This window comes from Litorisediminivivens sp. KMU-197, from assembly GCF_056858395.1.
Genome location: NZ_JBXEQG010000011.1, coordinates 83,235 through 102,017 on the forward strand (window position 1 = coordinate 83,235; position 18,783 = coordinate 102,017).

16 protein-coding genes and 1 tRNA gene are annotated in these 18,783 nt (G+C 59.8%); 12 read left to right on the forward strand and 5 right to left on the reverse strand.

The genetic code is table 11. The annotated features are described in order from the left end of the window. The first annotated feature begins 36 nt into the window (after positions 1 to 36). The 11 genes from AC04PT_RS17690 (at position 37) to AC04PT_RS17740 (ending at position 13,135) form a co-directional block, all read left to right on the forward strand. The gene (locus tag AC04PT_RS17690; protein WP_482875106.1) at positions 37 to 1,071 is read left to right on the forward strand and encodes a hypothetical protein; all 1,035 of its coding nucleotides are present in this window, start codon (positions 37 to 39) and stop codon (positions 1,069 to 1,071) included. Then, a complete protein-coding gene (locus AC04PT_RS17695) occupies positions 1,068 to 2,471 on the forward strand; it encodes a mannose-1-phosphate guanylyltransferase (protein ID WP_482875107.1) in 1,404 nt (467 codons plus the stop codon). The genes AC04PT_RS17690 and AC04PT_RS17695 overlap by 4 nt, the downstream gene beginning before the upstream one ends. Further along, positions 2,461 to 3,957: a right-handed parallel beta-helix repeat-containing protein gene (locus tag AC04PT_RS17700; protein WP_482875108.1), complete on the forward strand. Its 1,497-nt coding sequence runs from the start codon at positions 2,461 to 2,463 to the stop codon at positions 3,955 to 3,957. The genes AC04PT_RS17695 and AC04PT_RS17700 overlap by 11 nt, the downstream gene beginning before the upstream one ends. Before the next feature lie 4 nt (positions 3,958 to 3,961). Then, on the forward strand, positions 3,962 to 4,711 hold the full coding sequence (locus AC04PT_RS17705; protein ID WP_482875109.1) for a hypothetical protein: 750 nt from the start codon (positions 3,962 to 3,964) through the stop codon (positions 4,709 to 4,711). Next, entirely contained in the window at positions 4,711 to 5,976 is a 1,266-nt protein-coding gene (locus AC04PT_RS17710) for an alginate O-acetyltransferase AlgX-related protein (RefSeq protein ID WP_482875110.1), read from the forward strand. The genes AC04PT_RS17705 and AC04PT_RS17710 overlap by 1 nt, the downstream gene beginning before the upstream one ends. Beyond that, positions 5,964 to 8,675 (forward strand): hypothetical protein, encoded by a 2,712-nt coding sequence (locus tag AC04PT_RS17715; protein ID WP_482875111.1) that lies wholly within the window; start codon positions 5,964 to 5,966, stop codon positions 8,673 to 8,675. The genes AC04PT_RS17710 and AC04PT_RS17715 overlap by 13 nt, the downstream gene beginning before the upstream one ends. Positions 8,676 to 8,701: 26 nt before the next feature. Then, the gene (locus AC04PT_RS17720; protein ID WP_482875112.1) at positions 8,702 to 9,658 is read left to right on the forward strand and encodes an alginate lyase family protein; all 957 of its coding nucleotides are present in this window, start codon (positions 8,702 to 8,704) and stop codon (positions 9,656 to 9,658) included. Between the two features lie 102 nt (positions 9,659 to 9,760). Further along, positions 9,761 to 9,835: transfer RNA gene (locus AC04PT_RS17725), tRNA-Phe, on the forward strand. 236 nt (positions 9,836 to 10,071) lie between these two features. Then, positions 10,072 to 11,217, forward strand: a complete 1,146-nt coding sequence (locus tag AC04PT_RS17730; RefSeq protein WP_482875113.1) for a hypothetical protein — start codon at positions 10,072 to 10,074, stop codon at positions 11,215 to 11,217. Further along, a complete protein-coding gene (locus tag AC04PT_RS17735; RefSeq protein ID WP_482875114.1) occupies positions 11,207 to 12,151 on the forward strand; it encodes a hypothetical protein in 945 nt (314 codons plus the stop codon). The genes AC04PT_RS17730 and AC04PT_RS17735 overlap by 11 nt, the downstream gene beginning before the upstream one ends. A 297-nt stretch (positions 12,152 to 12,448) precedes the next feature. Further along, positions 12,449 to 13,135, forward strand: a complete 687-nt coding sequence (locus AC04PT_RS17740) for a hypothetical protein (protein WP_482875115.1) — start codon at positions 12,449 to 12,451, stop codon at positions 13,133 to 13,135. A 21-nt stretch (positions 13,136 to 13,156) separates the two neighbouring features. On the opposite strand, the gene AC04PT_RS17745 is transcribed toward AC04PT_RS17740, so the two are convergent. Then, entirely contained in the window at positions 13,157 to 14,281 is a 1,125-nt protein-coding gene (locus AC04PT_RS17745; RefSeq protein ID WP_482875116.1) for a DNA cytosine methyltransferase, read from the reverse strand. A 225-nt stretch (positions 14,282 to 14,506) separates the two neighbouring features. Next, positions 14,507 to 14,707, reverse strand: coding sequence for a hypothetical protein (locus tag AC04PT_RS17750; RefSeq protein ID WP_482875117.1), 201 nt, complete (start codon positions 14,705 to 14,707; stop codon positions 14,507 to 14,509). A gap of 983 nt (positions 14,708 to 15,690) precedes the next feature. Here AC04PT_RS17750 and AC04PT_RS17755 point away from each other — a divergent pair. After that, on the forward strand, positions 15,691 to 15,921 hold the full coding sequence (locus AC04PT_RS17755) for a hypothetical protein (RefSeq protein ID WP_482875118.1): 231 nt from the start codon (positions 15,691 to 15,693) through the stop codon (positions 15,919 to 15,921). A 356-nt stretch (positions 15,922 to 16,277) separates the two neighbouring features. Here AC04PT_RS17755 and AC04PT_RS17760 read toward each other — a convergent pair whose 3' ends face one another. The 3 genes from AC04PT_RS17760 to AC04PT_RS17770 form a co-directional block, all read right to left on the reverse strand. Continuing rightward, positions 16,278 to 17,315, reverse strand: a complete 1,038-nt coding sequence (locus AC04PT_RS17760; RefSeq protein WP_482875119.1) for an AAA family ATPase — start codon at positions 17,313 to 17,315, stop codon at positions 16,278 to 16,280. Further along, positions 17,312 to 18,268 carry a DNA-primase RepB domain-containing protein gene (locus AC04PT_RS17765; RefSeq protein WP_482875120.1) on the reverse strand — a complete coding sequence of 319 codons (957 nt, stop codon included), beginning with the start codon at positions 18,266 to 18,268 and terminating at the stop codon, positions 17,312 to 17,314. Before AC04PT_RS17765 ends, AC04PT_RS17760 begins: the two co-directional genes overlap by 4 nt. Before the next feature lie 84 nt (positions 18,269 to 18,352). Beyond that, on the reverse strand, positions 18,353 to 18,577 hold the full coding sequence (locus AC04PT_RS17770; protein WP_482875121.1) for a helix-turn-helix transcriptional regulator: 225 nt from the start codon (positions 18,575 to 18,577) through the stop codon (positions 18,353 to 18,355). Positions 18,578 to 18,783: the final 206 nt, after the last annotated feature.

The window sequence follows — 18,783 nt, forward strand, 5'->3', positions numbered from 1 at the left end:
AACGAGGGCGGTGCAAAGCAACCGCGGAAAGTTCCTGTGGAATTCGGCTTCGACACCGAACACCCTGTCCTTCCTGTCCCGTTCACCGCGCAGGTCGGCGACACCAAGTTCACCGGCAACGGCATTTCCATAACCGCCGCCTATGTCGAGCCGCAGGGCCCGGTGCCCCCGGTGCTGATCGGCGCGCGTCAGGCGGTGCGGCTGCGCTTCGACTTCGGCGGCTTCACCATCATGCTGTTTCCCGAGGCCCGCATCACCGCCAACGCCACCGGGGACGAGCTGACCCTGCAATTCATTGACCCGACAGGGCCGCACCTGCCGCAGCTGCGCTATATCATGAACACATATATCGCGGGCGACGTGGTCAGCCTCGGCTCGATGATGGCCTATACCGGTCCGACCAAGCCGAAAGAACCCAAGGGCACCGCCGGCGCCGCCGACGATACCCGCCGCCGGGTCAAAAGCATCGCTGTGGCCATCATGTCGGCCGGATTGGTGATGCTGGCGCTCAACGCGCTTTATGTCCGCTACACCACGTCCTACGAGATGCGCCCGGTCTTCATCATGCGCGCCGGCAACGAGATGCGCGCCACCAGTGGCGGCCAGATCATCTATCTCAACCCCGGCGCGTCCAAGGGCGAGGTGCTTTATTCGCTTTCAGCCACCACGGGCGACGTGCTGAACTTCCAGTCTCCCTGCAACTGCGATGTGGCACTGACCGACGGCATGTTCGAAGGCGCCACTGTGCTGCCCGGAGATTCCATCCTGACGCTGTTCGAGGACGAAAAGACGGTCAGCGTGCAGACCCAGATGAGCACAGAGGGCCTGTCGCGCGCTATGAGCGGCGAGCAGGTGCATCTTTACATGGATGACGGCCGCGCGATCCCCGCGCGGGTGATCCTGACATCTGCAACCAGCGCCGCGGCGGAGGAGGGCGACCTGTTCCTGCCGGTGCGGCTGGATCCTCAACCCGGCATGCTGACTGCCGAAGACATCGGAAAGTCTGCCCGCGTGCGTCTTTCCAAGGGATATTTCTCCAAACCCTTCGAGAGTGGGACCGTAAGCCAATGAACCAGATTACACCCCTGATCATCTGTGGTGGCAATGGCACGCGGTTGTGGCCCATCTCGCGCACGCAAAGCCCAAAACAATTCCAACGTATTGGCGATCCGACGTCGCTGACCTTCTTTCAGTCCGCGGTCGAGCGGCACTCGGGTGAGGGCTTTGACACACCGCTGATCGTATCATCCTCGAAACACGGCCGCGCGCTGCACCGGCAGTTGCGCCAGATCGGCCGAGGCGCAGACGTGATCCTTGAGCCTATGGGCCGCAACACCGGTCCGGCCGTCCTGTCGGCGGCGCTGAAACTGTCGGCGAAGGATCCGGACGCGCTGATGCTGGTGGTGCCTGCCGATCACGTCATCGAGGGCGATATCAACAGCGCCATACGCGCGGTGCAGCCCGGTGCCGAGGCAGGCTATATCATCACCTTCGGGATCAAGCCGCGCTATGCCGAGACCGGCTTCGGCTATATCACCGACGGGGGACCGATCGTCGAACACCCCACCCTGCGCGAGGTCGAACGCTTCGTCGAGAAGCCGCCCACCCGCAAGGCGCGGCTGCTGGTGGAAAGCGACATCGCCTACTGGGCGAGCGGCATCAGCATGTTCAAGGCCTCGACCATCATCGAGGAATACACCAAGTACGACCCGACGACGCTTGCCCACGTGGTGCAGGCGCTCAGCGGTGCCGAGGAGACGCCGGAAGGCCTTTTGCTTGACGGGACCGAGTTTCAGCAAGCCGACAACGAGCCGACGGAAAAGGCGGTCTTCGAACGCACGCGGCGCATCGCGCTCTGCCCACTGGACGTGGAATGGAGCGACGTCGGAAGTTGGACCGCGATGTACGGCATTTCGAACGCCGATCCGCAAGGCAACGTCATCCAGGGCGATGTGGTCGCGGTCGAGACCAAGAATTGCATGGTGCGGTCGGAAACTAGGCTGGTGACCTGCGTCGGGCTGGAGGACATCATCGTTGTCGACACCGCCGACGCCCTGTTGGTCACCAAGGTGGGCCATTGTCAGAGCGTCAAGAAGATCGCCGAGCACCTCAAGTCCGCCGAACGGATCGAGGCTGACCGGCATCAGCGCAGCGACTTCGAATGGGGCTCGATCCGGCAGATGGTGGCGCGCGATCACATGTCGCTGTGCACCGTGACCGTGAAGGCAGGGGCCACCATGCGGCTGGACCCCGCGCCGGGGCGCGAGGCCATCGTATCGTCGGGCGAGGTGCTGCTGACCAATGGCCGTACGCAGGCCCGTCTTGGCGAAGGGTGTCGCCGCAACCTGTGCGAGACCACGCCGACAACGCTGGCCAACCCCACGGATGAGCCGATCGAGGTCTTGGTGATGACCATCGCCTTGCAGGCCAAGCCGCAGGACCTTGCCAGCAGCGCGCGATATGCCTCGTGAACGGTCCCTCTTCCGGACTCTGAGGCTGGCGGCTTGCCTGGCCCTGGCCGGGTTTGGCCTGCCGGCGCTTGCAGCGTCTGACAGCCTAGGGCAGGCGCAGAAGCTGGCGGTGGAGGAACTGGCCGAAACGGTTCAGGCCAAGGGCGACGGGCGTGCCCGCGACCTGCTGAGAGAGGCGGGTTTCGTCCTGCCGCCGCCGGCCAACCTGAGCCCCCTGCCCCCCCGAAATCCTGAGCCGGTCGAGACACGCCGCTTTGATCTGCGCATCGCGCTGGGGCTTCTGGCACAGGCCTTCGGACATGAAGACAACAGCGCGGTGCTCGAGGCACAGGCCGCCAATGGCAATCAGGTCCTGCTGGTCGACCGCGGCACCCTGAACCTGACCGATCTGGCAGAGGTGATGGGCGCCGGGGCCGTGTCGGGCGAAGGCGTTGTGCAACTTCGTGCGCCGCTGGTGCTGTGGCACGACGCGGAATTGCGCATCGCGCCGGGCGAAACCTTGCAGCTGAGCCGCACGCATGGCGCCTTTATCCTCAACTTCGGCCGGTTGATCATCGACGGGGCCGATCTGCGCGGCACTGGCCCGGCCAGCCCACACAACGAAGAATTCACACCGTTCCTCACCACCTCCGGCCCGGGCACGATCCAGATCCGCGACAGCAAGGTGTCGGACCTCGGCTTCGGCAGTTCGGTCAAATTTTCCGGGGTGTCGGTGGCGCGTACCGCGCTCGATCGGCCCGCCGCGCCGTCTTTTATTGCCGGATCGCTGATCGAGCGCGTCCGCCGCATTTCGGTCCAGTCGGCGCAGGGGCTGACCGTCGACAACAACCGCATCCACAATGCCGGCAGCGCCGCGCTGGTGATCCAGCACAGCCGCGACACCACCGTGACCGCCAACCTGATCTCCGGCGGGTCGAAGACCAACGCGATCCGGGTACTCGATGGCGCGACCGGAACCCGGCTGACCGGCAACGCCATCCTGGGCGGCGAGCGCGTGGCCATCTTGGTGAAGGATGCGGCCAAGGGCACGGTCGTGGAAGGCAATATCGTCTGGAACCGAGACGGCAGTGGCATCAAGCTGGATCACGCACGCTGTGCCGAGGTCCGTGGCAACATCCTGATTGGAAACCGCCAGAAGGGGATCGAGGTGCGACGCAGTCTCGAGGCGCTGCTCAGCAGCAACCTTCTGGTCGGCAACCGCAGCGCCGGGATCTGGGTTTCAGGCCAACCCGAAGGCGCGGTCACCCGGATCGAGGACAATGTGCTCGAATCCAACGGCTCGGGCGTCGCGACCGCGACCGCGGCCGCCATCGTGCTGGAAGGCAACGACTTCTCGGCGCAGTTTCCGAGGTTTCTTTCCGGCGACCTCGGCCGTCAGGGACGTTTTGTGGCCGCCGACATGAAAGGCGTCGCGCCCATTGCGCTGGACGCGGCCGGCCCGGTCGAGATCACCGATCTTCCGCGCCATTGCGAAAACGGAGGTTGAACCGGTGAAACGCAGGCTATGGACAGTCGTACTGCTGGCAGGGCTGAGCGCCGCGCCGATGGTCGCGGCCGAGACCATGGTCCTGCCCGCAAGCCCGGAAAGCCGCCAGATCGTGGTGGTCGTCGACCGGGGTGTGACCCATACCAACCAGTTGCCCCGGTCGCTGCGCGCAGTGCGCAAGCGCATGGTCGGCGGCGCCGCAATGACCGAGACCGACCTGCGTGCGCTGGCCGACCGAAGGGATTCTCTGGCCGCGCTGAAGCTGGTCAAGATCCTTCGTCAAAGGGGCTCAGCCGCGGACCCCTCCGACATGGCCTTTTACGCCGCGGTTGCCGCCGGTGCGGGCCGCAAGGGCATGCTGGGCGACATGATCCACGCGCTTCACAAGCTGGACCCGGCCACCGAGCCAAGGGCGCGAATTTCGCAGTATATAAGGGTGCTCTACGGTTATGGATGGGCCGGCAACACCCGCGCGCAGGATGCAATGATCGCGCTGAACGGTGAAGGAATGCTGTTCGGGCCGATGTCGAACGCCACCCGCAGCCGCATCGTCTCGGCAGGCAGCGGGCGCATGGTGCTGAGCCTCGCGCTGAAGGACCTCGCGCGGCCCGACCTGGACCGGGCCGGACTTACGCAGGTCATCTCCTACCTCGAGGTGGTTGAAAACCGCGGCGACCTGGCAATCCGCACCATGGCGCAGACCCTGATGCCCAGCGTGAAGGCCCGGCGCGACGCTCTGGCGGAGAGCGGATGATGCCGCGGCTGATGACAGCAATGCTGTTGTGCTCCGCGCTGGCCGGCCCTGCGGCGGCCGGATCGCTCTATGGCTGCGATGGGCTGTCTTCGGCAGGTTACATGGCATCGGTCGAAGGCCGCGACGGCGTGTTCTTCAAAATCGATCCGGACCTGCGCACCTACCACCCCATGACGCCGGAAACGGTCGCGGACCTCGCCGCCCTGACCCGGGCATTGGCGGAAAAGGGGACGGCGCTGATCTATGCGCCGATACCGACCAAGTCGCTGGCGATGCCGCGCCATCTGTCGCCCGAGACGATGGACTTTGGCTTCGATTTTTCGCTGGCAAACACCGTTTTTCTGGACGCGCTGGACCGGCTACGGAAGGCGGGCGTGCGTGCTGTCGATGGCCGCAGCAAGATGCCAACAGACGGCCCGCTACCGTATTTCCGCACCGACCCCCGCCTGAGCGCCGATGGAGCACGCGGCGTGGCGCGCGCAATTGCCGAGGCCATCGCCGAGGTGCCGGGCGTCGAGGCACTGGCGCGGAACCGGTTCGAGACCGCCTCGACCGGCAGCGCCATCGTGCCATCGCATGCCCGGCTGGTGCGTCAGCAGTACTGCGACGAGCCGCTGCCCGAGGCCGAGACCGCAACCTACGAGACCGAGCGCATTTTCACCGGCGACGGACCGCAGGGGATCATCGCGCTGGTGGGCAGTGAGCATTCCGATACCCCCGAAAGCAACTTTGCAGGCTTTCTGGCCGACGAGACAAGTCTGGACGTGATCCAGTACTCGGTGCCGGACGGCGGGGCCTTCGCGGCGATATCGACCTATCTGACATCGGCCGAATTCCAGCAATCGCGGCCCTCGATACTGGTCTGGGAGCTGCCGCTCGCAGAGGCACCGGGAACCTACGACGACCAACCGATGCAGGAACTGATCGCCGCTGCCCGCAATAACTGCGCACTGACGCTCGACGTCACCCGGGACGACAGGGCACCGCAAGAGGTCAGCGTCGATCTCACACCGCTGGATCCGGATACGGACTATGCGCTGTTTGTCGATACCGGGAATGCCCCGGCCCGCCGCGCGGTCTTTGCCTTCGAAACCGATGAGGGCCGGCGCCGACAGCGCGAGATTGTTCGTCACCCGGCGCAACTGCCCACTGGTCGGTTCTATCTGCCGATCAGCGGTCTCTGGCCGGGCGGCGCGCAATCCGTGACCGTCAGCCTTGACGTCGCGATGGGCGACAAGGTGGAGGTGCGCGCATGTCTGCGATGAACCGCCTGTTTGCCTTTGCATTTGCCGCGCAAGGCCTTGCCACGCCTGTCGTCGCGGCGACACTCGATATCGCGTTTCTTCCCCCGCCGGTCGAAGAGCAGTCGCTCTGTGGCCGCGAATCCAGTGCGCCGGCGCTGCGCGACGACGTCGGCACCGAAGAAGACGAGCTGACCCAGGAGGAACGGGCCCGCTACCTCAGCCGCGACATACGCCGATACCAGTCATCCGATCCCAACCGTTACTTCGATTTCATCACCGCGCTGCGCAAGCGTCTGTCTTCCGCTGACGAGGCCAGTGGCGGCCTTGCGGAAACGATTGATCTGATCGGGCTGCACATTGACGCCGGACGGTTTGCCGAGCTTGAGATCGCTGGGCTCGTCAGCCAGTTGATCGCCGCCCGCGACACCCTGAACAACAACCAGCTGATGATGCTGGCCCATTACTACCTGAACGGCATCGGTGTTGAGGCAGATGACGCGGCGGCCTATGAGCTGATCCGCGACGCGGGCTTCGGAGGCCATGCCGATGCGCTGCTGTTCATCGCCCGCCGTCTGGCCGAAGACCGGCCGGTGCCTGGCTGGGATGCACCCACCGACCTGACCGCCACCATGGCCTTCGGCGGATTGCTGGGGCAGATGGACAGCGGCGTTTGCAACCGCGCGCTGCGGATCGCCACGCATTATCGCTCGGGCCGGTTCGTGCAGCGCAATCCCGAGATCGCCCTCGCCTGGGAAAAGTTCGCGGCTGATCTGGGGTCGGCGCAGGCCGCGTGGCGGGTGGTCGAACACCACCTTACCGCGCCCACCGACCAGCAGGACAACGCCGAGATGCTGCGCTACCTGCGACGCGCAGTTGCGCGCGGCATCGCGGTGGATGACGGCGCGCAGGGTCAGCTGGAGAAGGGCGGTGTCGATACCGAGACGCTGCGCGAAATCCTTGCCCACAACCAGGCCGAGGATCGCGGACGCCGCCGGCCGTCACTGACCGCCCTGCTCGAGATGGACGTCAACGTCGACGCGATGGAGGCAAGCACGGGAGGCCCCTACCTGACATACCTGCGCGAGATTGCCGCCATCCCCTCGGCCCCCGGCGCAGTGTTCACACAGTTGGCGCAGGAGATATCGGTCCGGCGTGGCCGCTGGGCCGGTGAAGAGGAGATCCTGCGCCACCTTGAGATCGCCGTCACGCGTGACGATCCCGAAGGCATGCGCTTTCTCGCCCAACGCCTGATCCGCTACCGTGACGACCCGCAGGAACTGGACCGCGCCGCCGACCTTCTTACCCTGGCCGCCACCCGGCATCGCGATGCCCAGGCGCTCGACGCTCTGGACGCTCTTTATCGCTGTCAGGCTCCCGATGCCCCGCTGCTGGAGCAGGCCGCGCCATGGGCGCGCGCCTATGACGCCACCAGCCATGCTTCGGTTTCGGTCAGTGCCACAAACCTGATCGGCCTCGACCCCTACAAGACACCCTGGACCCTGGCGCAATTGCAGACTCAGGCGCTGGACGGACGACCGACATCACTGGCCGATTACCTGCAACTGGTGCAGGTCGATCCGGTGGCCACAGCCAGCCGGCAAAGGCTCTGGGCCGACCGCGTCGACAATTCCGACAAGACGCTGGAGGAATTCGCCAAGCTTGAGTTCGAGCTTGCGACCAATCCCGCCGAACGCGCGCTTGCGCTTGAATTTTTCCGTCGCGTCTACCTGAACAACGGTGTCACCACCGCGCTTGATCTGTCTGTCGCGATGGTCAACGACAGTGGCAACGACCCTGAGATTGCCAAGGAAATCCGCCGTCTGCTGCGACAGGCCGGCAACCGGGGCGAAGGGGCCGCGATCCGGCTGCTTGCACGTCTTGAGGAGGCCGAGCCGGAGATCTTTGCCGAGTTCGCCCAGATTATCGACGACCGCGGCGATTTCCTCGCCCTGATGTTTGCACTGCCCTTCGTGGCAGAGGCCAAGCGCGACGATTACTTTGACCGCGCCGCAAGCGAGATGAACTGTTCGACCAAGGACACGGACGAAATGGGCGAGGCCCATGCGATGCTCGCCAATGACCGGATGTCCTATCACTGGCGGCGCGTCGGGTTGGCGATCGAGGGCCACAACGTGCTGTCCAAACTGCGCCTCACCGACACCCAGATGGAAGATTTCGACACCCGCGCCGCACCCGGACCGCTGGTCGTCGTGACTCGTGATCAGAGCGATGATACGGCCGCGCGGTGGAGGCTCTATCATCTGACCGCCAGGTCGGACTTGGCCAGCTATGACCCCCAGGCCGCTGCGGCGCATTTCAAGGCACTTGCGGGCAACCGCGCCGACCTGCCGCTGGCCTTTGAAGAATATCTTGCTGCACCCGAAGCGTTGCGCCGCGCGATCGACGATGCGCTTGATGTGCCGTTGCTGATCGCCCAAATCGCCGAGACCGGCGACCCCGAAGCCATGTGGCGGAATGCGCAGCTTCTGCTGCAGCGCGCGAACGACCCCCAGACGCTGACCCGCGCGGTTGCCGTGCTGCGCGGCGCCGCATACGCAGGCTCGATCCCGGCGATGGCCGAATACGGCCGCACACTGGCGCTTGGCGTCGGACCTGAACGTGATGATACGGAGGCTCTTGAATGGCTCGACAAGGCTGCCACCGCCGGCAACGGCGACGCCGCGGACCTGGCACGGCGGCTGCGACTGCGGTCGCGCTGACCCTTTTCGCCGGAGCGGCCGAGGCGATGGACTGCCCCCCCGCGCCCGAACCGGTCATGACGCTGGACTACGGCAGTCGCTACAGCGATGGCGATGCCACCCGATCCGAGATCGACGAAGCCGCAGAAGCTGAGGCCGAAGACGCGCTGGATCCCCTCGACGATTTCATCCGCGACCTCGCGGACACGGCAAATGGCGTCTACGACCCAGACGCAGACCGCGTGGCGATTTCTGATTGCGTGCTGGGCCAGATCGCCGCGTGGGCGCGCGCCGGCGCCCTGCGTGATATCGCGTCGCCAACCGCACGCCTGACCGTCGGTTCGCGCATTGCAGGTCTGGGGCTGGTTCTGCGCCAGATAGTGCCTCATAGCAACGACACCGATGCGCTTGCTGACGTTCGGGCTTGGCTGGCCTCGCTGATGGTCGATCAGATGACCTTCTGGGAAAGGGACGCCCCCGATGGCGCGAGCCAAGGCAACCTGCGCGCCTGGGCCGCGTTGGCTGGTGCCTCTGTCGCCGATCTGACGGGCGACGGCATCCTCCGCGGCTGGGCGGCCTGGTCCGCCGATTATGTGCTATGCACCGCCGACGAGGCCGGTGCCCTGCCGCAAGAGATGTCCCGCGGTCGCCTTGCCTATCACTACCAATTGCATGCCGTTGCGCCGCTCGTGGTCACCGCGCGCCTGCTCAGCGACCACGGCCTGTCGCCCGGGGCCCGCTGCGAGGACGCGCTGACGCGGGTTGTCGATTTCACCGTGGGCGACTTGACGGACGGCAGCCGCACCCGAGAGATAACAGGAGTGGAGCAATCCTACTTCGATGGCACCCGCGAGATCTCGGGCTACAACCTGGCTTGGCTCGAAGCCTACCTGTCGCTGGTCCCTTCTCCTGAGCTGAAGGTCATCGCCGCCCTGTACGCACCTCTGAGCAGTTCGAAACTGGGTGGCGATCAGGCCCTGATCTGGCGTTCGCCGTCGCCGTGATTTATCTGCGCCGATTGGGGCTGGTTTTTTGCACAAACCCACTGGACACTCCCCCGAGCCTCCCCTAGAACGCCCCCACCCGAACGCTTGGCGTTCTCCCGTGCCCGGGTAGCTCAGGGGTAGAGCAGTGGATTGAAAATCCTCGTGTCGGTGGTTCGATTCCGCCCCCGGGCACCACTTTAACAAAACAAAAACAATAACTTAAAGCCATCAAGGTGCTTCACGTCAGGTTCGTCGTGTGCCTTGGGTATCGTTTGGGTATCAAAAAATTCCAGCTTTCGTTTGACTTGCACCGATAGGTTCAAAATCTGGGGTGACAGTTCTGAAAACTTGCCACTTCTCGCTAGAGGGCATTATATGTCAGAAAAATCTACAGAAATAGGATCGTAGAGATCTGAAAGGCAGGTCGGGGTATGAACATTGCACCCAAAGGTGGCGCTAGATCGGAAGTAGCTGTCTCTCAATTGCTTCTCGACCCGCACAATCCTCGTTTTGGGTCTGGCGCAAGATCCGGCGATCAAACGGAACTCCTTGATCATATTGTCGACAATTTTGGTGTGCTTGATCTTCTAAGCTCTATGTCCGTAAATGGCTTTTTTGATGCAGAGCCGCTTGTTTGCGTTGAAGGAGAAACAGCGGGAACGTTCTTGGTACTGGAAGGAAACCGTAGACTAGCGGCATGCATTATCCTTTCTGGAGACCCCAGAGCAAAGAACCAAAAAGCTAAGGTTGAGAAATACCAAGCGATATGGCGAGAACATGGCTCAAAAGCGATTGAGCCAGTGCCATTCCTTCTTTTTGATCGAGCAACTCAAGAAGCTGAGCTGCTTCCCTATCTCGGCGTCCGCCATATAGCCAGCTCGCAGCCTTGGGACTCTTACGCTAAAGCCGCTTGGGTGGCGAAAGTGGTTTCGGACACCACTCTATCCGTCAAGGAGATCACACAGATGGTTGGTGACAACCATCAGACTGTGAACAGGCTCTTGGAAGGCTATTATCTCGTCGAGCAGATGACAGACACAGGACAATTCGCACCTGAAATCAGCGTTAAACGAGGGCGAGGAAGTTTCCCCTATTATCCTTTCTCGTGGGTTTACACCATGCTCGGCTATAGGGCGGTTCGCGACTATTTGAGATTGGAAGATCAAGCGGTTGGACCAAATCCGATTGGCGATGAAAATCTTGATCGCGCTGGCAACCTCTTTCGGGCAATGTTCGGAGATGGTTCGAGGGGAAGAAGTGCCAGTATAAGTGACTCTCGTGAGTTGGGTGATCTAGCCCGCGCATTTGGCAATCCTGAAACGGCAAGCATGATCATTTCAGGAGAGTCAGTAACCACTGCACTTGACATACTAATACCAATATCGGAACGGCTGACAAAAAGACTGGCTGCCATTCGAAAAGAATTACGCGAGCTTAACAATGAGTTGGCAGAAAAAAGCATAGACGTGGAAGTTGCGGAAGAAATTTTTCCTGCAGCTCAAGGTGTCCGCAGTCAAGCGATCGAGCTTGCTAAAAAAATATCTTCTATCAAGGACTTCGCTGAAGATGACGAATAGTTATCGTTATCGGGGGCGAGATCAGAGAACTACCGTCGACGCCGATCAGGTCGAGAAAGAAGCATATCGGAATGGAACCTCATCCATCGATCAGGCAGTATCCGATGATCGTCTTGCAGGGGCAGTTGAAAGTTTTTCACCAGGCGATGCTGGCGAAATGGACGTTTCCCTTGAATCCTGGCAGGCGGATGATCTTGCGGTCGATACCCTAATTGGAGCCACGCATGAAGAGTTGTTGCGGCGCGGTCAGTTACTCGGGTACTTATATCCTTTTGAAATTGAGGGGAATACACTTCGGTATATTGGCGATGGATTCGGAATATACGAGTTTCTGCTCTGCATTTGTACTGCACCATCAATCACAAAAGGTGGATATGTCCGCCTGCCGAGGCTTTTTGAACGAATAGTTGGGCACGTTTCGGCAAGCTACTTTGGTCCAGACAATCGTTGTTTGCATTTTGGCTCACCTCGCACACCAGAGGGCCCGGCGGGATTCGCTGACGCCGCTGCTCTTCTTGCAGAGCAGACAAATGAGTTCATCTGGAAACCGAACAATGGACTTGATCCTGCAAATGCTGGCGACCAAGGCGTAGATTTCGTCTTCTGGCCGCCGCTGTTGGACAACCGATCTATAGCTCAACAGTTTTTTTTGGGACAATGTGCCTGTGGAAATGACTGGGATACAAAATTCGACGACTTGAACCTCAAGAAACTATTCAAGTGGTTCGATGCGGCAGTTGTTGATCCTGTACGACTTTTCGTGACACCGTTTCACATAGTCGATGCTGTGTTGATTGAGAGTTCTCGGGAAGCGGGGTTCGTCTTCGACAGAGCGAGGATAGTTGGTGCCTTCGAAAATTACTTGGATAAGTCGAAAATCGCAAATTACGATGAAGAAGTCCGCAGCCTTACACTTGAAGTCTTGACGGAGTAGCTTAGCATCGGAGGCCACTCTTTGCAGATGCCCGCTTGATCTAAAGGTTGGAAAATGCCGACAAGGATTCTTGAATTTCACGGGTTCAGACCGCTCTCGAAAGAAAGTGTGGACTTTGCATCACGTAGATGGTGCCCATTTGTTGATGTGAAGTGCAAAAAGGGTCAGAGTGGTGGTGCTTGCTCTCTACAAGCGCCATCAGCGCCGCCGGTCATTATTTGCCCAAACCGCCTTTATGGAGATCAATTCGAGGTAATCAGTCGGATTGCCAGAGAGGCGTTTGGCTCCGATTGCGATATGATCTCTGATATTGAAGCTGAGACTAGACGACGGGGCGGTGCATTGAACGGGCGCGAGGTTGTCGTTTTCGGTCAAGGCTATAGCGGCGAGGTTGGGATCAAAGCACCCGCCGCTGAAGGGGAAACGGGTTCGTTTAAGGTTGATTTCTTGCTGACCAAAGTAAATACAGATTTGGAGCCTCAGTCTATCGTGGCTGTAGAAGTACAGACCATCGATACCACAAATAGCTATAAACAAGCCTCGACGAGCTATTACGCAGAAGAGCCGCATCCCAGCAAGTGGGGAGAAGGTGGAACTAACGCTGGGTTCAACTGGGAGAATGTTACAAAACGAATTTTGCCCCAAATCATCTATAAGGGCCATGCGCTACGCAGAGAAAAATTGGCTAAGCACGGGCTGTTCTTCGTTCTACCTGATCCGGTATTGCAGAAGATTAGGACCCGGATCGGTAGTTCTCTGCTAGAATATCCCAAAGGCCCCGGAACGATTACATTTCATTCATATCAGCTCGCAGAAGAATGGCATGGTACGGAACGGCAATTGGTCCCAGAAACTGAATTTACCACAACGGTCGAACAGATTGCCTTTGCGTTCGTTTCACCGCAAAACCTACCACCCCTCGGAATCTATCAGGATACACTTGCAGCTAAGCTAAGTTCTTTGAGCAGAAAGAAGAACCTTTAAGCCCTTTTGCGAATACTCTTGTCAGGCTGTGGCCGCGGTCAATTCGTGTTGACTGTCTTGTGCTTCGGCTGCTTCGAGCAATGCAGCGCCAATGCACCTCCCTAAAAGCGGTGGCACGGCGTTGCCAACCTGTACGAATTGTTCAGTGCGTGGCCCTGTGAAGTGAAACCAATCTGGGAATGCTTGAATACGGGCGGCTTCACGAACGGTAATACTGCGGTCTTGCTCCGGGTGGATGTACGCACCCCAGTGAATATCACACTTGGTTAAGACCGTGCAGGATAGGCCATCCCATTGCATTCGTCCGTATCGTTTCGTGTGATCGCTTCGTTTTGCACGCTTCATACCCGCTGGAAGGAGATCATATGGCACGTCACGCCAGCTACCACCTTGCGGAATATGCCGCATCCGCTCGATGTTTATGGCGCCTAACTTGGAAGCCGAATGATTGTGAACTAATTGAGAACCTTTCCTCAACTTGCGTTGATACTCCGAAGTTGGGCGAGTCCTATACTTGACAACGCCTTTATCCTCTCCGTTCAACAACTCGGGTAGGTCACTCAAAGCATCCTTGATCGTAGTGAATGGCTTCAAGCCCTCGCCATGTGTCTTCTGCGGCCATACGATTGGCGATCCAATTCGGTTTCCAATAAAAACTACGCGACGACGCTCTTGCGGAACTCCATAATCCTCTGCCCGTAGTATCTTAGCCTCGACATTGTAGCCAAGGCCTCGAATTCCGGCCAAGACCGCTTGGAATGCCTCACCTTCACCTGCGGACATAATGCCTGTAACATTTTCCATCACCAGCCATTTGGGCATCAGGCCTTCAACGATCCGCAAATACTCTTTGAAAAGGTGACTGCGTTCATCATGCATACCACGTTGATGGTTGTACACTGAGTAACCCTGGCAAGGGGGCCCTCCAGCGAGGCAGTCCAATTCCTCTCTCTTAAGACCAGTGGCCTTCAAGAAATCTTGGGCGGTGATGTCGTAGATCGATCCCGGGAGGAACGCTGCTTCTGGGTGCGTGGCAGCGAAGGTATTGCCAGCGTGCTCATCTACGTCATTTCCTGCCAGAATCGAAAACCCTGCTTGGCGAAGGCCCTCCGAAAGGCCGCCAGCACCACAGAACAGATCGATCACGGTAGGGCGTCTCATTTTGAACCTCTGATTTGCCGTCGACCTACAAAACTAGCACACAATGTCAGCATCTTGGTCGTTTCGTTTTTTCCCATACAATCACTTGTACCAGCTGCAAGCAATATGTCAGCAACATTTGGCCTCTAGTTCTGCATTTGTTCCTATCAGCAACGACCTTGGCAAGCAAGATAGGATTGCCGCCAACGTGCCCCCAACAAGTTGAACAGTTCACTTTTTCAATGCTTGCCGAGCCTCCTTCTCTGCAGGCGATCCCTTCACCCACTGCCACGGGGTACGTGGTTTGCGTGCTTTCGCCAGTTCGGGGTTTGCCTTGGCGTCGCTGGTGGCAGAGCGCAGCTTTTCGCGGGCTTCGCGTGGGTCGACCTTGAGTTCTTCGCAAAGGGCTTTCAGCGTGATGATGTCGGGCATGTCGATCTCCAAAGTTTCCGATGCAGATCGATAAGACGAGGTCAGCTGGTATGTCAGGAGCAACCCTAACAAACCTCCTTGGCACACGGCGATACGCGCGTGCGGCGGCGTTGTATTGAGCCAGCAAGGCCGCAGCGTGCCTCGGGCATGGTGATCCCGTCGCAATCCCGGCTGGCGCGCTGTACGCCGCGCTGAGGCGCGCAAAGAAATTCAGCTTGCGAACCGCCCCGACCTTATTTCGAGGCTTGTCTCAGAGCATGCTGCGGCAATTTGTTTGTAAGAACGCCTCATTTCAGAGATGTCTGTTTCCACGAACACATCGCTCATCACGCAATAAACAATCGCCGTGAGGTGTCGCGATACTTGCTCCACATCCCGATGCCAGATCATTTCCTCCATTTCGAATTTTCCCCCCTTGTGGTTCTCGGGAGGTGGGTACTGGTATGGCTCGATCCGAAATCTCGACCGCAAGGACTGTCGGTCGAAAACGAACACCGTTGGTAGCCCATCGTCGAAATCCTTGGGCAGGGTCGCAAAGTGTACGGCCGTTTCCGGGGAACGTGTGAAGCTGACCGCGGGATCACCCACGTTAGGATAAAGCAATGTATCCGTTCGGGCGATCAGGCTTCCAAGGCTTGTTCCGTGGAAGAGCACGCTTTTCCTGCGCGCCACATCACGGACAGCATTCGTGAATTCTTGATCAGCAGAGTGTAGGTAGAATGGCAGTGTAGTGTGAACCACGATTTGGACCTCCAGTATTGGTGGTCCATGACTAGAATCTTGCTTGATTGGTTTCGCCGTAGCGTCTGAGATGGCCTGCAACGAGCTGAAACACTGCGGCTCGCAATGCCTTTCTTGACATCGCCCAAATTGGAAGAAGCTGCGGATAGTTTGGATCTTCGGATCGTCGGGAAATACCCTGACGTGCCATCCGCGGCAATCTTAATCAGCTGATGTCGATTTCATCTATGAGGACATCAAACATGACGATACGCGCAACATGGAGCTTCAACGGCGAGACCAAGATCATACTCGGCAACTGTCATCGGCTGTGGTGCCTATTGTTCGGGCCACTGTATTACTTGTTCAAGGGAATGTGGCTGTGGGCGATATTGTCGTTCTTCACGCTCAACGGCCTCTGGATTGGATTCCCGCTCTACAACCGGTCAATCGTGCTCCGCCACTTTCACCGCAAAGGCTGGGTGCAGGAATGATCGCGAGGGCATCCAAAATGGCAGATTGCTACCCACGTGGAACCCGGCGCGTGGTGCCGGAACCCAGTGCGAATGCGGACCGCATGAAAAGACTCAGCAATTCGGGTCCGGCTCGCGTCCGACAGACTGATAGATAGTCAACGGGTCGGTCCGAGGCGTTCCGCGCGGCGCTGGCACAGGGCGACCACAGGGGGATGGGGGGAGGCGTTTTTTTTATCGGCGCGCGCCCTACGGACGGACAAGGGGTCATACATACTGCCGAGGTTTTCGGCCCCCAGCCGTGAAACCGTCAACCATCGATAACTTCGGTAACGCGATAACCTTGGGCATGGCCGTTGGTTATCAGGTTACCGAGGTTACCGGGTTCGCCATGTTTCGTCAGCGAAGCAATACCGACCGCGTCCCTGCTTTTGGATTTCGCCGTCCTTGTGCATCTTGAACAGCAGTTGCTTCACGTTTTCCGCCTTCCAGCCCAAGGCGCTGGCGATTTGCTTTGGTCCCATCGGCTCATCAGCCCCTTCGAGGACTTCAAGGACCGCGCTGCGCTCATCCGACCGCCGAACCTCGGCAGCATCGCCCAGCACCTTCCACATTCCGCCGACGAACTCGACAGCTTGTTCCATCTCTTCGATTTCCCGGCCTCGACCGTAGAGCGTGATCCCCTGCTTGCCACGATGCAATACGAAGGCGGTATCGACCGCGCCTGTTAGTCCGGTGGTGCCGGAAATCATGTCGAACGGGTCATCACCCAACATTTTCCGAAGGTGATGGATCACGAGGATCGCCACGCCCATCTGACCGGCCATTTCCTGCAAGGGCGACAGAGCCGCATAATCGGCGTCGTAGCCCTCGCGTCGCGACTGCGGGCGAACGCCAGCGAAGGTGTCGATGATGACGAGTTTCGGACGGCGTGCCTCGATCCAGTCGCTCAAATCATCAACCAGCCCGTCGCCCAAACGCCTGACCTGCGTGGCGAAGTGCAGGCCCGGTGGCCAGTGCTCGACATCGCCGTAGAGCTGGTTCATGCGCCGTTTCAGACGGCGATGGTTGTCCTCCAACGCGCAATACAGGACGGGGCCTTGGCGACATCTGACGCTTCCCAGCGCCGAGCCCCCTGTGGCGACGGCCATTGCGAAGTCCAGCGCCAGCCACGACTTCCCGATTTTCGGCTTGCCCGCGAGCAGGGTCACGCCCTCGGGAAGATAGCCGTCCACGGCATATCGAAGAGGAGGAAAATCCTTTGATTGAAGAGCTTTAGCCGTGATCGTCGCAATTCCGTCACCCGTCGCAGACGTAGATGCCAGCTTCGCCGTGCGACGGTTCCGTTTCGGTGCGCGCGGTGTGGTCTTCGGGTTTTGGCTTCTGCTGCCTTTCGGTAAATGCCGTTTGGTCATTGCGCCCCTCCCACTCGCGCGACGATGCGCGATACCTCGGTTTCCAGCGCGTTCTGGTCTTCGCCGTACTTGTCGCGGAAATATGGGCTGGACCAGATCACGCTGGCGATTTCATCGAGCGACGCCTCGGCCTCGTGCAGGCCAGCTACTATCGCAAAGATCCTGCTGGAACGGTTCGGTGCCATCACGCGGTTGTGCCGGATCAGTGACCGCGTCGAGGCCGTGAGCTTCGAACGGTACTTCCTGAGGACGGCGAGCCGTTCATACGCATGGGGGTTCATGTCCAGCGACTCGGGTTCTGCCGCGCCGACGCCGTGTCGATCCGTCAGCAGCTTGGGGCGGGCCGTGATCGGGTCAGGATCAAAATGTACCAGAGGAATGAACGGCGCATCGTAATCCGGCTTGTGGTTGAATGATCCCGGCAACCGCAGCAGCTTGTTCGGCGCGCTTCCGCCCTTGTCGCCGCCATGACGATACGTGAGCGCCTTCGAGAAGGCCGACGCCTGCGCGGGCGTGTGTGGTCTATCCCAGAACCACAGCGCCTGCGTGCGTCCCGGCGAGGTCGCCCAAACCACAGACGGTTTCGGATCGAAGGCGAACGGGTCGGCATCGTCCACGTCGCACCAGCCAAGGCGCGTGATCTGGACGCAACCGACTTTTCGGCTCGGGCGCGCATAGACATTGGGGCTGAAAAACTGATCGAAACGATGGCGATCATAGCGACGGAGAAGGCGGTCGATCCTGGTTTTTCCCCGCAAGGTAACGAACTTGTCGATCATCTTCGTGGTGCCCCTACGGCGGAAACAAAGGTTTCCGAAAGCATCGGGTGCGAGAACCGCCGGGTCGTACCACAGGTCGCAGAGGAAATCGTATTGGCCTTGCAGAACGGCGCGTTCTGTTGCGCCTTCGGCCATCAGGGCAGGGTATTCAGACTTTTTCTTGTGCTTTTCCATTGTCGTGTCTTTCGAGAAGGCACACCATGAGGCGCGCGCTAAAGCGCGTTGCACATCAGTGGTGGGTGTCAGGGGAACTGCCGGTCAGTATTCGGCGTAGTAGGTGCGGGCGCGCTCGGCAGCGCGTTCAGCGAGCCAGTCCTCGATCTCTGACAGGAACCAAGCAACGCTGGTCCCGGCCATCCTGATACGTCGCGGGAAACGCCCACGGGCCTCCCAGCGCAGCAGGGTCGTGTTGCTCACGTTGATGCCAAGGCGCTTGAGGTCTGCGCGTGTGGCCAAGGTCTTGCGGTCGTCTGCAATCTTCATCTGTCTTTTCCTTCAGCAAGTTAGGGTTTGCGAAGGAGCGCTCCGACAAGGAGAAACATGGCGCAGATCGTGATCCGTTTCGAGCGAAGGTCCTGAAAGCGTCAGGTCGTTTTGCGTTGGAATCTTTTTACATCTTGAAGGGCGAGTTGGATGGGGCCATCAAGTTGTTCATGCTGCCCTGTGGTCTCCAAGAACACGCGCCGCAC